The sequence below is a fragment of the Paenibacillus sp. PSB04 genome, assembly GCF_025809195.1.
GTDB lineage: Bacteria > Bacillota > Bacilli > Paenibacillales > Paenibacillaceae > Paenibacillus_AQ > Paenibacillus_AQ favisporus.
On record NZ_CP081301.1, the window covers coordinates 1,099,754 to 1,112,445 of the forward strand.

13 protein-coding genes are annotated in these 12,692 nt (G+C 54.5%); 5 read left to right on the forward strand and 8 right to left on the reverse strand.

Annotated features, from left to right (window positions below):
• Nucleotides 1-88 precede the first annotated feature (88 nt).
• The 4 genes from K2F33_RS05420 to K2F33_RS05435 all read right to left on the reverse strand — a co-directional run bounded on the left by K2F33_RS05420 (nucleotide 89) and on the right by K2F33_RS05435 (nucleotide 4,058).
• Nucleotides 89-2,062, reverse strand: coding sequence for an FUSC family protein (locus K2F33_RS05420; RefSeq protein WP_263882296.1), 1,974 nt, complete (start codon nucleotides 2,060-2,062; stop codon nucleotides 89-91).
• 95 nt (nucleotides 2,063-2,157) lie between these two features.
• Entirely contained in the window at nucleotides 2,158-2,655 is a 498-nt protein-coding gene (locus tag K2F33_RS05425) for a MarR family winged helix-turn-helix transcriptional regulator (RefSeq protein WP_263881194.1), read from the reverse strand.
• 210 nt (nucleotides 2,656-2,865) lie between these two features.
• Nucleotides 2,866-3,765, reverse strand: a complete 900-nt coding sequence (locus K2F33_RS05430; protein WP_263881195.1) for an ROK family protein — start codon at nucleotides 3,763-3,765, stop codon at nucleotides 2,866-2,868.
• A 122-nt stretch (nucleotides 3,766-3,887) separates the two neighbouring features.
• Nucleotides 3,888-4,058, reverse strand: coding sequence for a hypothetical protein (locus tag K2F33_RS05435; RefSeq protein ID WP_163882017.1), 171 nt, complete (start codon nucleotides 4,056-4,058; stop codon nucleotides 3,888-3,890).
• A 142-nt stretch (nucleotides 4,059-4,200) separates the two neighbouring features.
• Between K2F33_RS05435 and K2F33_RS05440 the strand changes: the two genes are divergently transcribed.
• Genes K2F33_RS05440 through K2F33_RS05450 form a run of 3 tightly spaced genes read left to right on the forward strand, consistent with a single transcriptional unit; the run spans nucleotide 4,201 to nucleotide 7,909 of the window.
• Nucleotides 4,201-5,685: a spore germination protein gene (locus K2F33_RS05440; protein WP_084203960.1), complete on the forward strand. Its 1,485-nt coding sequence runs from the start codon at nucleotides 4,201-4,203 to the stop codon at nucleotides 5,683-5,685.
• A gap of 15 nt (nucleotides 5,686-5,700) precedes the next feature.
• Nucleotides 5,701-6,798, forward strand: a complete 1,098-nt coding sequence (locus tag K2F33_RS05445; RefSeq protein WP_263881196.1) for a spore germination protein — start codon at nucleotides 5,701-5,703, stop codon at nucleotides 6,796-6,798.
• The gene (locus tag K2F33_RS05450; protein ID WP_089549604.1) at nucleotides 6,788-7,909 is read left to right on the forward strand and encodes a Ger(x)C family spore germination protein; all 1,122 of its coding nucleotides are present in this window, start codon (nucleotides 6,788-6,790) and stop codon (nucleotides 7,907-7,909) included. Before K2F33_RS05445 ends, K2F33_RS05450 begins: the two co-directional genes overlap by 11 nt.
• A gap of 158 nt (nucleotides 7,910-8,067) precedes the next feature.
• Here the strand turns inward: K2F33_RS05450 and K2F33_RS05455 are convergent, their stop codons facing one another.
• Nucleotides 8,068-8,346 carry a hypothetical protein gene (locus K2F33_RS05455; protein WP_089549603.1) on the reverse strand — a complete coding sequence of 93 codons (279 nt, stop codon included), beginning with the start codon at nucleotides 8,344-8,346 and terminating at the stop codon, nucleotides 8,068-8,070.
• A gap of 224 nt (nucleotides 8,347-8,570) precedes the next feature.
• Here K2F33_RS05455 and yedE point away from each other — a divergent pair, with 224 nt between their 5' ends.
• Both yedE and yedF read left to right on the forward strand, forming a co-directional pair.
• Entirely contained in the window at nucleotides 8,571-9,779 is a 1,209-nt protein-coding gene (gene yedE, locus K2F33_RS05460) for a selenium metabolism membrane protein YedE/FdhT (protein ID WP_263881197.1), read from the forward strand.
• Nucleotides 9,769-9,996: a sulfurtransferase-like selenium metabolism protein YedF gene (gene yedF, locus K2F33_RS05465; RefSeq protein ID WP_076172096.1), complete on the forward strand. Its 228-nt coding sequence runs from the start codon at nucleotides 9,769-9,771 to the stop codon at nucleotides 9,994-9,996. Before yedE ends, yedF begins: the two co-directional genes overlap by 11 nt.
• Before the next feature lie 209 nt (nucleotides 9,997-10,205).
• On the opposite strand, the gene K2F33_RS05470 is transcribed toward yedF, so the two are convergent.
• From K2F33_RS05470 to K2F33_RS05480, 3 genes are all read right to left on the reverse strand, one after another.
• Nucleotides 10,206-11,225, reverse strand: a complete 1,020-nt coding sequence (locus tag K2F33_RS05470) for an NADP-dependent oxidoreductase (protein ID WP_263881198.1) — start codon at nucleotides 11,223-11,225, stop codon at nucleotides 10,206-10,208.
• Between the two features lie 134 nt (nucleotides 11,226-11,359).
• Entirely contained in the window at nucleotides 11,360-11,653 is a 294-nt protein-coding gene (locus K2F33_RS05475) for an ArsR/SmtB family transcription factor (protein ID WP_076172099.1), read from the reverse strand.
• Between the two features lie 57 nt (nucleotides 11,654-11,710).
• Complete coding sequence (locus K2F33_RS05480; protein ID WP_212985645.1) at nucleotides 11,711-12,637, reverse strand: M15 family metallopeptidase; 927 nt, start codon at nucleotides 12,635-12,637, stop codon at nucleotides 11,711-11,713.
• Between the last annotated feature and the right edge of the window lie 55 nt (nucleotides 12,638-12,692).

Here is a 12,692-nt window from a genome sequence, read left to right on the forward strand (position 1 = left end):
GTTGGGATGAGTTGGGATGGGATGAGATAAGAAAAAAAGGCAAACCGCGGGACATAAAGTCCTATTACGGCTTGCCGAAGAGGGTAGATTATGATGATTTGATGGCAGGGGACTGCGCCGTGCGGTCCCGGATCTGCAGCGCTTCATGAAGCCCGGCCAGTTCATGCTGCAGCACGGGGATGGAGCTGAGCGCCGGGATGTTCGCCGGCTCAGGCGTGAGCTGCTGCTCGGCGGCCTGGGCCATCTGTTCAAAGAACAGGCTGCAGTCCGATGACGCTTCATCCGGTGCGGCATGACTCTGGGCGTTACCGGCTGCCGTGATCAGCGCGTAACCGATGTGCTGCACCGCATCCAGCGCAGGCCACCAGGAGCTGGCCTGATTCCGCCGGCCCACCGACTCGGCGAGCGCTCCGTCATACAGCAGACGCAGCCGGATAAGCGCAGTTTCCAGCTCGTTCGTCCATGTGGTAACCCTGCTGGAGGGGGAGGAGGACAGGATGCTCTCCAGCAATTTCCCCTCCATCCGGATGACGCCTGCAAGCGCCCGCGGCAGCTTGCTGGAAGAAGCACGTCTCCAGAGGATGAGCATGCCGATGATGCCGATGGCGCTCCCGATCAGAATATCGGTCAACCGGGCCGAGATGAAGAAGCTTACCGCCATATCCGGATGGCTGCTCTCCGCGATCAGCAGGGAGCTCGGCGTGATGAAGATGACGGCCAGGGCGTAATTGCGCAAGTAAATCAGTTCGATAATAAATTGAAGAACAGCCATGATCAGCGCGATATAAATGCCCTCGGGCCGCAGCGACAGGATGAAGGCGCCGAGGAACAGCCCGAGGACGGTGCCCGCCGTCCGCTGGATGGCCCGGTGAGCCGTGCCGAGCACCGTCGTACCGAGCATCACCGCCGTGCAAGAAAGCGGCACCCAGTAGGACCGGTTCAAATCCAGCGAGTAGGCGACCGCAGCAGCGACGGCAATCATGATGCCGTACCGAAGCGAGGTATGGAGCAGCGCCGAGTGCGGATTCAGAGCGCCGGACAAGAGACGGCGCAGCGAAAATGAGGGAGGAAGGGTCCCTTCCTCCGCCGTCCCGCGGCCTGCATCTTCCCCCAGGCAGATGGCGGCCGCCTCGTTCAGCAGCCCGGACAAGCGCCGGACATGCCCGTTCGGGATGTCCGCAGCCGCCTTGGGCTGCAGCATCTCCTGCTGCGGATGCTGCAAGCGATCCGCAATCGAGAGAAGGGACGCCGCCGTCCCTTCCGGCACCTTCGCCGCCTGGCGGTCCAGCGAGATTTCGACGGCCGCCATAAACATCTCATTGGCCTTCCGGGTCAATGCCATCAGCCGCAGCGTCGGCCCGTAATTTCGGCGCCAGCGCAGCTCCCCGCCGGACACGGCCGCGTCGGCTGCTCGAAGCTGAACGGCCGCCTGGTATCTTTTCTCCGGGTACAAATCGGTTCCGATCGCATCCACAAAGGCGGCCAGGCTCCGGTAAGCCCCGGCGACCGCTTTGGTCTCCGGCCCATGAGGGCGAAGCAGCCAACCGCTCATTCCCACCATCCAGGCAAAGGCTCCGCCGGTCAGCACGAGCAGGGTTCGCAGCGGCAGGGCGTGAAGATCGTACGGCAGACTCGTTCCGACCGAGAAGGTCAGAATGAAGAACATGGCCGACGGTCCGGCCATTTGAAATGCGCCAAAGCCGAATACGGCAAGGGCACCGATCAAGCCAAACAGCAGCACCATCAGCCACGGGGTTGCCGCTGAGAGCGACCCCAGACCAAAGGTAAGCGACAGGCCCAGGGCCACACAGGCAAGCTTGATCGCCCGCTGCCGGTACGTTTCGCTGCCCACGTACAGGAAAGCAAAGCCCCCGATCGAGGCGCACAGCCCGTAATCGAGATGCCCGGTCAGCGCGCCGATCAGCGTAGGAACCCCTGCTGCAACGGCCGAGCCGATCCCCCGGAACCACTGCAGCGGCATCCGCCGGATGCGGAACGCGTCCCGGACGGTTCCGGGAGCCGGGCCCTTGTGAACCGCCCGTACCCCCGGATAAGTATGCATCGTATTCAATTCGCATCATCTCTTTCTCTTAGATTCCATATTTATTCGCACCCATTCCATGCGGTACGTTCTACCTTTTCATCTATCCCTTTTCATCACTGCTCAGCCTCATATTCATCAACGAACGGACCGCTCGCTCCGATATTCCGGTTGATCCGCTTCAGCATCCCGCTGAACAGGGCCAGCTCCGCCTCCGGAATACCGGCGAGCACCTCTTCCCGGTACAGCCGGTTGATCCGCCCGACCAGCTCCCGATGCAGCTGCCGGCCCTCTTCCGTGATATAGATCAAGAACGACCGCCGGTCCTCTTCATTTCGGCTGCGGCGCACGAGATGCTTACGTTCCAGGATGTCGAGAATCTTCGTCAGGTTCGCCTGGTCTTTATCGGCAATCCATGCGAGATCCTTCTGCGTAATGCCGTCCTGCTCACTGAGCCGCTTAATGACCGTCCATTGTTCCGGGGTAATATCGTCATCCTTTAAATGTAACGCCATGTACCGGTTCAGCGCGCGGCTGGTTCTGGAAACAAATTGTCCGTACAGATCCTCGTAGTCTCCCTTGTTCACGACCGGATCGTCCCTTCTCTTGTGCATGTTCTTCTTTTCACTTTACAGCCAAAGATGTTTTTTGTAAATAATATTTGCTAACATATAATTAATATACAAACTATTTATTCAATCGCTTCCCTTCCCCTACATCATGCGCAGTACAGGTGTAAGGGGATACATCCTCTTTTCAAAAAAATGAACGCCATACGCCAAAAAGCAGCCATTCTACCCGAATGACTGCCGTGCTATGTATTTCTATACTCTTTCCAGCTGGTTCAAAATAAGCCTGGCCGCCCCGATCGCTCCCGCCTGGTTGCCGAGCTGCGCCGGGCGGACATCGATCCCCGGACTTAAGCTGGAGAGACATTCATCAAGCAGCGGCCACCAGATTTCCCGTGAATCGGTCAAGCCTCCGCCAATAACGATCACACCGGGGTTGAGGCCGATATGGATATTGTGCAGCAGCACACCTAAATTTCCGACGTATTCGTTGACAACCTTTACAACAGCCGGAAGCCCTCGCTTAAAGTCCTCCAGCACCTCAACCCCTGACGGATAGGATACGCCTGCAGCCTCTGCAGCAAGGGAAACCAGCGCCGTCCCAGACAGATATTGCTCCACGCAGCCCCGCTGGCCGCAGTTGCATGGCCGGCCCCCGGGTATGAGAATGGTATGTCCCCATTCTCCGCCGTTCCAGCCAGCCCCCCTGAACAGTTCCGTGCCCACCATATTTGCCCCGCCTACGCCAGTGCCCAGGGTAAGCATGGTGATATCGGGAATCCCCTTGCCCGCGCCCAGCCAAGCCTCTCCGACGAGGGCTGTGTTGGCGTCGTTATCGACAAAGACCGGCCGGCCGTATGCCTGCTCCAAGATCGCCTTCAGCTCCGTTCCCTGCCAGCCCGGCAAATTGTCGGTCGCATACACAATCCTTCCGGTATGGACGTCGACCCGGCCGGCGGTGCCGATACCGATGCCGGTCACATCGCCGTTTCTTTCCAGCAGCTCACGCAGAAGCGAATGCATGTTGGCCATAATCCGGTCTTTCCCCTGCTTCGCATCGGTCGCGATTTTACCGAGGTCGAGCACCTGTCCGTTCCTATCGAGCACCATGCCCTTGATGGAAGTTCCCCCAATATCCAGGCCAATTGCTTTCATGTATCGCACATCCCTTCGGTTCTGCTCAGATGCCTCCATTATAGCAATTTTCAGATATTTTCTCCATAAATATGTTTATAAAAGGAGAAATAGTTCAGCGCTACAATCGTACCTGCACCCCATCAACAGTACCGCTTGAAATGGATATTCTCGTACTTCATTCTCAGCCGGTCCCGGAGCGCAATCAGCTCGTCTTCAGTCATGGGTTCCAGCTTCTCCCTCGTATAATCCAGCCCATGCTCCTCCGCTATATCCAATATCCCCCGAATATATAGTTCCCGGTAATCTTTCATCCCCGGCCCGCCTCCTTTGAAGTTTATCCCCTACTCCATACACTACCCCTCTGTTCTGTGATCAAACAGCAACCTCTGCCGCCTGCACCTGGTCGCGTATAACTGTACCACGATTGGATAGAATACCCACGAGGTGTGATTTATGGACATATTTGCAAAAATTAAGCATTTTTTTGTAGCCGGGGAACAAGAGAAAACAACCGTCAAAGAGCCGGAAAAAAATGAGCATCCTTCGCTGGAGCACACGATCCGGCAGTTCGAAAACTCGATGGATTTTATACACCGAACCTACCCGCATTGCAAAGTGGATGTTATTTATTTGGCTTTTCTCGTCGGCAATGACCAGCTGCTGCAGGAAATCATCCAGCCCTTTACCGATGCGGACGAAGAACAAGTCAAAACCGTCCTTAGCCGTTCCCAATATGTCGTCGTCGTAGACAGCAAAGAGTGCATCAAAGGCATTCTAAACGGCAAGGCAGCTGTTTTCTTCCGAGGCAGCACTTATTTGGTCGATATCGCCAAACCGCCCGGCCGCAGCATTGATCAATCCGAGACCGAAACGGTCATCTCCGGTCCCCATGACGGCTTTGTGGAGAATATTGGACAGAACCTCGGTGTCCTGCGCCAAAGGCTGAAGAGCTCCCATTTAAAGTTCATTAAGCTGGAGGTCGGGGAGGTTGCCAAAAACGTCGTCGTCATCGCTTATATAGAAGGGCTCGCCAATCAGGAAATTGTCGACGAGCTGATCAGGCGGATCCAAAGGATTGAATATAACGCCGTTACCGATTCCAATATGCTGATACAGTTTATCGATGAGAATCCCAACTCCATCTTTCCGCAATTTATGACGACCGAGCGTCCGGATGCCATCGTGTCCAAGCTGGTCGCCGGGCGGGTCGCCGGATTTGTCGATGGCAGTCCGTCGGGCTTTACCTGCCCGACCGCCTTCTTCGATTTCTTCTCATCGCCGGATGACTATTATCAGCGGTGGCTGATCGGCACCGCACTGCGCTTTTTGCGGTTGATCGGCTTCCTGATTACGATTTCCTTTACCGCCTTCTACGTATCTGTAACAACCTACCATTATGAAATGATCCCGCACACGATGCTGCTCAACTTGACGGAGTCCCGGGCCAAGGTCCCGTTTCCCCCGCTGCTCGAAGCGCTGCTTATGGAAACGACGATCGAGCTGCTGCGGGAAGCCGGCGCCCGGCTGCCGACGAAGGTCGGACAGACCATCGGCATCGTCGGCGGTATTGTCATCGGTCAGGCTGCAGTTCAGGCCGGGTTTACGAGCAACATCCTGATCATTGCCGTCGCGACATCAGCGATCGCTTCCTTCGTCATCCCGAGTTACATCATGAGTGCATCGATTCGTCTCATCCGGTTCGGGCTGATCATCATGGCCGGTATTCTGGGGAATCTTGGTCTGCTAATGGCCATCGGCATGGTCGTGATCCATTTGGCGGGGGTCACGAATATGGGGACCTCTTATCTCACGCCCCTGGCCCCAATCAACTTTAAGGACATGCTGGACACTTATATCCGGGGGCCGTTTTGGGCTTTGCGCAGCCGGCCGACGATAGTGAAAACACCCAACAAAAAAATCAATAAAATGCGGAAATAGCGGCGGTGATGGACTGTGAACGAAAAATTAAGCGCTTTTCATATTGCGACCTTGATCTATATGATCGAGAACAACATCGTCCTGTTCGCCCTGCCGCGGCTGGTAGCGGAGAACATGGGAACCAACGGCTGGGTGGGATACATCGTTCTTGCCTTGGTATCCACCGGCAATATTTTGCTGTATTGGGTCGTCTATCGCATGGGGAAGGGACGGTCCATGTTCGACATTCTGGAGAAATCCCTGTCCAAATGGATTCTCTACCCGGTATATGCAGGATTGGCCGTCTTTTATATCATGATCGCTTCCTTTGTCGGAAAAAACTTCTTTCTGATCTTCCAGATGATTTCGTTCCAGACATCCAATGTAACGTTTATCTTTTTGCTGTTCTGTATTATGGTGTATTTCCTGCTCATCAAGCCTGTTTACAGCATCAGCAAAGCAGCCACGGTGTTTGCATTTATGACTTGGTGGACCTTATTGCTGACATCCTACCAGGCGCGCGAGTGGAAGCTGGTCCGCCTCACGTCTTATTTTTTTGAGGATCCTGCCGGGGGGCAGGTTCTTCACAATTGGGCCGAGGTGTATACGTCCTTTATTGGCTATGAGCTGTGCATCTTTCTATTCCCTTATGTCAACAAAAAGAGCAAATTGTTCAAGGGGGTTCTGTACGGTCATCTGCTGACTGCACTGGCTCAGGTGATCGTCCTGCTGACGGCGTTTGGCTTCTTCAGCTTCCAGCAGCTTCAGTCCCTGCTGTACCCGATCATCGATATGCTGGATTTTATTGAGATGCCGTTTATTAACCGGGTGGAAAACCTGGTGTTTGTCATTTTCGTATTCGGCAATCTGATTTCGACCACGATGTTTTCGTTCGCGTCCCTGTCCATGATCAAGCGGATCTTTCCCAAGACCCGCCCCAAACGCCTCGAGTTTTTGATCGTGCTCGGGGTATTTATCGTCGGGTTTTATTCCAAGTACTTGTCCCAATCGGAATATCAGCTCCGGCGTGTGCTATTCACGGAGATCGGCGTTGCCTTTATCCTGCCTATGCTGCTGATCCTGGTTCTCCTGTTTCAAAAGCTTCGGGAAAGGATGAACAGCCATGAGCATTAACAAGCGCCTGCTGATGACGCTGACTGCCGTTATGCTGCTCACGGGATGCACCGACCAGCATATTATCGAAAGGGCGGGTTTCGTCCGGACGATTGCTTATGACTTATCCGGGGAAGGAGAAAACACCAAATTAAGGGTAACCGTCAGCATCCCGAAGTCCAACCACGAGGATGCGATTGTCTATTCTACCATGGCGGAATCAGGAAAGAAGGCCAAAATGATCTTTGACCGGCAGAACAACCGCCGCTTGGTCAACGGGCAGCTGCGGCAGGTCGTTTTCGGCGAGAGGCTGGCAAGAAGAGGCGTTTGGAGCAATATGGACACACTGACCCGGGACCCGTCCATCGGCTCGCGCCTGCATATTATCGTGGCGGAATCCGACCCGCATCACATCCTGATCCGGAACGACTATCCCCAAGGCCCGACCGCCGGAGAATATCTCGATACGCTGATCCGTACCGAAGCTAAGTCCGGTGAAATTCCGGATACCACCTTATATACATTCACAAGAGATTACTATGACGACGGCATTGACCCGGTCGCCACGATCTTAAAGGAAGAGAAGGAGTCTCTTTCTGTTGACGGCATCGCCCTGTTCAAAAACGATCAATATGTCGGGAAAATCAACGCGGATGACCGGATGTTCTTCGCCCTGCTCCATCACGGGGTCCGTGCCGGCGATTTAAACGTCGGCATTCAAACGGATCGGAACGCGGATGAGCAGGCGACGCTGGAGTACCTGTCCAGCAAGCGGAGGATCAAGGTGCTCTCGACCCGCGACATCCGCGAGGGCAGGCCGATTCAGGTCGCCCTCCATATCAGGCTGTCGGGCTCGCTGCTGGAGTATATTGGAGCGCTCGACATGAAGAAGCGGACCGATCAGCGAAAGCTGGAAGCGGAGCTGGAAAAAACCATTAACCGGAAGTGCCAGAAGCTGATCGACCACATGCAGGAGGTAAAATCCGACCCGATGGGTATCGGACAGTATGTCCGTAACTCGATTCCCCACAGCGTATGGAAGCAGCTGAAGTGGGAAGAGGTATTTTCCAAGGCGGATATCAGCGTGCACGTCGACGTCAAAATCCGGGATTACGGCAAAATGCTGCACTAATGCGGCTGGTTCCGCAGTGCTTTTATCGAATTTGTGAGAACGAATCAAAAAAACCGCCCGAACGAAACTGTACCTCCAGTGTAGAGACAATCTACCACTGAGGATGCAGTTTAAACGCTCGGTGCGGTTTTTTCCGTCTGTCTGCTTGGTCCGGCTGCCTAGTCCTCGTAACTGGCCAATCCCTGGTCCATCAAGAAATCCATTTCCGCCTCCAGAATAGCTTCCACGGTCATCTCGTCCAGCTTGATATCGCGGCGGCTCAGCACGTAATCGACCAAATCGTCCATGTCGATCTCCACCTCGCCTTTCACATCGGCCTTGGCGTTGTTAATATAGGCTTCCTCATGCTTCAGGACGAGCGTAATGCTGTCCCTGTCGGCTTGGGTTTCCTCGGCAATATATGAAATCAGCTCTTGTTGTTTGAGCGGCTTGTTCATGGGCGAAATCATCTCCAATCTTTTTGACTAGAGCCATTGTACCACAACTTCCTCCGATCTCCATGGGCAACGCCCGGCGCGAAAAACCCTCTTCTCATTTCGGCCCGTTGTTGTAGAATAGAATGGCATCCCTATGGAATGCAAGGAAACCATTGGGAGAGCCAAATGATGAATTCAACAGCTCCCTACATCGGGACTGTTCGGAAAGGAAATGTTGGACGAGAATGAAGCAGGTGTACGACAAAGTGTTTAACCGCTACTGGAGCCCTTATTTGGCCATGGCGCTGGCCGGTATTTTAAGCGCCGTATATTTTGGTATCACCGGCACGGTCTGGGCCGTCACCGGGGAGTTTACGCGTCTGGGCGGACATCTTCTGGAATGGAGCGGCGTGGATATTTCGGACTGGGCTTACTTTCAGCTGATCCATATGAACGGAACTACGTTCACCCGGACCGACGGATGGATCGTCTGGGGCATGTTCATCGGCGCGCTGATCATGATTCTGCTCAGCAACAGCTTCAAAATCAGGGTGCCGCGGCAGAAACGCCGGCTGCTTCAGGGGCTGGCCGGAGGTTTTGTCGCCGGCTTCGGGGCACGGCTTGCCCTCGGCTGCAATCTGGCGGCCTTTTTCACGGGCGTGCCGCAGTTTTCCCTTCACTCCTGGATTTTTATTGCCGCTACCGCAATCGGTACATACCTCGGGACCAAGCTGGTGAATACCTCCTGGTGGAAGGGCAAGCCCACCCTTCTGAAGGGTAATGCCGCCGCGCCTTCCGCGGCCCGCAAGAAGATCCAGCACTACGTCGGTGCCGTTCTGGCGCTCGCGTATGCGGCTCTGATCGTCTATTTCTATGCGGCAGGCAAAACGATGCTGGGCACGGCCGCTTTGTTCGGGGCCGCCTTCGGCATTCTGATTGAGCGGGGACAGATTTGCTTTACGTCCGCATTCCGCGATCTCTGGATCAGCGGACGGGCAGCCATGACGAAGGCGATCTTCGTCGGAATGGCCGTCAGCTCCGTCGCCACGCTGATCATTATTCTCGTAAACGGAATGGATCCGATTACGAAGATCGCCGCGCCGAGCACGCTGATCGGCGGCATCCTGTTCGGCATCGGCATCGTCATGGCCGGCGGCTGCGAAACCGGCATGATGTACCGTCTGATGGAAGGCCAGGTGGTATTCCTGCCTGTATTCATCGGCAACATTGCGGGAGCCACCGCTTTGGCATACGCCTGGGACCACCTCGGCATTTTCAATGCCATCGTGAAGCCAGGCAAACCGATCAACCTTATTACGGCAATGGGACCGGCCGGTGCGATCATTCTGACGCTGGCTCTGCTGGCGGTCGGCTTTGGTATCGCTGTGTACTGGCAAAAAAACTACCGGTTTGGCATCGGCTTTAAGAAAGGGGAAACAAAACATGTCCATTGATTTTACGCTCGATCTCCGCGGAGAATCCTGCCCGTATCCGGTCATTTACACGCTCGAAACGCTGCGTGACTTGAAGAAAGGCCAGCTGCTGCAGGTCATTACCGACTGCCCTTCTTCCTTCCGCAACGTACCGGAGGAAGTCGTGAAGCATGGGTATACGTTGGAACAGGATCCCGTCCGGAACGGGCAGGAGTTTTTGTTCTATATCCGCGCGTAAGCCGCGGCATACGTTGAAGACCAAAAAAAGGATTAGAGCGATAACCGCTCTAATCCTTTTTTACATAACAGACAAGGAACAGCGCCGAGAGAGTCCCCGTCACGCCCGCGATAACCGCAGTAACGCCGGCGGCCTCCGGCCGTTCCCTGACTTGATCATAACGTATGAAATGCATACCAGATCAAGATGTTTTTTCGTCGCGCCCATTTTTAGGCTTGCGGATCACTGACTTTGACTAACATTTTACCGAGATTCGTACCCTGGAACAGCTGCAGGAACGCGTCGACCACATGGTCAAAGCCCTCGATGATCGTTTCTTCGTATTTCAGCTTGCCTTCGGCCAGCCACTGTCCCAGCTGCTGCATGCCCTCGGCTTGGCGGGAAGCATAATCGCTCAGCACAAAACCTTTGATCATCGAGCGGGTCTTGATCAGCTTGGACAGAATTCTCGGACCCACATCCTCCGTGCTGTTGTAGGACGAAATCGCGCCGCACAGCGGAATCCGCGCATAGTCGTTCAGCAGGTTCATGACTGCATCCGATACGCTGCCGCCGACATTGTCAAAATACACATCGACCCCGTTCGGACATGCCGCTGCCAGCTTTTCTTGGAAATCGTCGGCTTTGTAGTTCACCGCTGCATCAAAGCCGAGCTCGCGGGTCAGGTACTCGCATTTCTCATCCGTACCTGCGATGCCGACGACGCGGGTGCCCTGGATCTTGGCGATCTGGCCCACGAACATGCCGACGGAACCGGCGGCTCCCGAGACGACGACGGTTTCCCCTGCCTTCGGCTTGCCGATATCCAGCAGACCGAAATAGGCTGTCAATCCGGTCAGGCCCAGCACGCTCAAGTAAGCGGACAACGGCGCGATCGACGGATCGAGCTTGCGGACGCTGCCGGCATCGACCGTGTTATACAGCCTCCAGCCCAGCATGCCGATGACCTTGTCCCCTGGCTGCAGGTCACCGGACTTCGATTCCACCACTTCGCCGACGATCCCGCCGGAGATGACCTCATTCAGCTTGAACGGCTCCACATACGACTTCGCGTCGCTCATTCTCCCCCGCATATACGGGTCCACCGACAGATACAGTGTGCGGATGACGGCTTGTCCTTCCTGCGGCTCCTGGACGTTCCCTTCGCGGAACTCAAAGTTTTCGGGTCCCGGCATACCTACCGGGCGCGATTGTAACAGAATCGAACGGTTCATCAATGGTTGTACCATACAATATTCACATCTCCATCATTTAGAATTGGGGTCAAAAGGCGATGACTACACGGACTCAAAACCATCCAGCATTAATAGGATAGTTTTAAAACTTTCAAATTATAAAGAATAAAGAGAGGTTTCCCGCCCAATCATAGACTGTCCAGGAAACCCGGTAAAAATGCGTTAAACGTATCCTCTCTAAGCTGCCCGTATTTATTCTGGCCCCTCCGGTAAATGTGGATCAAATCGGCCTCATACAAAATCTTGAGATGATAAGACACGTTGGATTTGTCCATCCCAAGCGATTCGCCGACCTCACCGCATGTTTTGTGTTCCGGATGCCGAACCAGATACCGGATCATTTCGATCCGTTTCACTTCCGACAGCGCCTTGAAAATTTTGGCCCGCTTCTCATCGTCTTTTGACGTTAGTTTGATAGTCATGCAACTATCCTACTCCTTTGCCTTCGGCGGAGTCAAGCAGCCAAATTGTTACATCCCTTATTCTGCTGCCTGCTCTTTCTCGGTCGTAACAATGACCCCATCGATATTATCCCCGGAAATTTCATAGTTTGCAGAAGCCGGCTTATCAATTTTTCCCATATCGGCCGACGGGTAATAAGCGATCTCATAGGTCTTGCCTTCCACCGTCTCCGTGATCTTCCCCTGCTGCTTTAGATAGTCCAGATATTCTTCCAGCGCCATATTCTTCTCATACATCACGGCGCTGTGCGGCAGGCCGACATACCGGAAGTGCCACGGTTCATATTGGATGCCGGTAATGCTGATTTTGTCTTCGGGATAACGCAAAATAAAGCCGTACTTCCAAGCGTTCTCCTTCAGCCATTTGCCTTCCGGCGCCTTATCCATCTCCTTCAGACTGGAACCGATATCCATGGAGAGCCCCAAATTATGCTCGCTGGCACCGGCCGGAAGGGCGTACTCGGAGCCTTTTTCCTTATACAGCTCCTCCTGCTTGTCAAAATCGCGGTAGCCGCTGCTGATGAGAAAATGATCCACGCCGTCCTTCCTGGCCGCGTCCACCATCGTCATAAAATGGCGTGCCAAATCCTCGGACAGCATAATATGCGCGTCCAGCAAGCTGTATCCTTCCATCAGGTCTTTATGATCAAACAGATTGACAACATCTTTCTTTACCGCATCCCCTGAAACGGGATGATCCTTGTTGACCAGCAGCAGGTTGCCCAGATGCACCTGATTCGAGCTGACGTCCAAATACGGACTTTCTTCCTTGGAAGGGGATTCATCTTCCGGCTTCGCCGAAGCTCCGCCCTGCTTGGCGGCTTCCTGTTCCGTTTCTGTCTTCACATGCTTTGTGCCCGAGCCGCCGATCTGATGCTGTACGCTTCTAAAGCCCACCAGCACCAGGATGACGATGACTGCGAGCATGAAAAACCACTTTCTCATTTCATCGTGTCCTCCTTCAATGCCTGTGTAATATAATAGAGGATCGCTTGGGAAA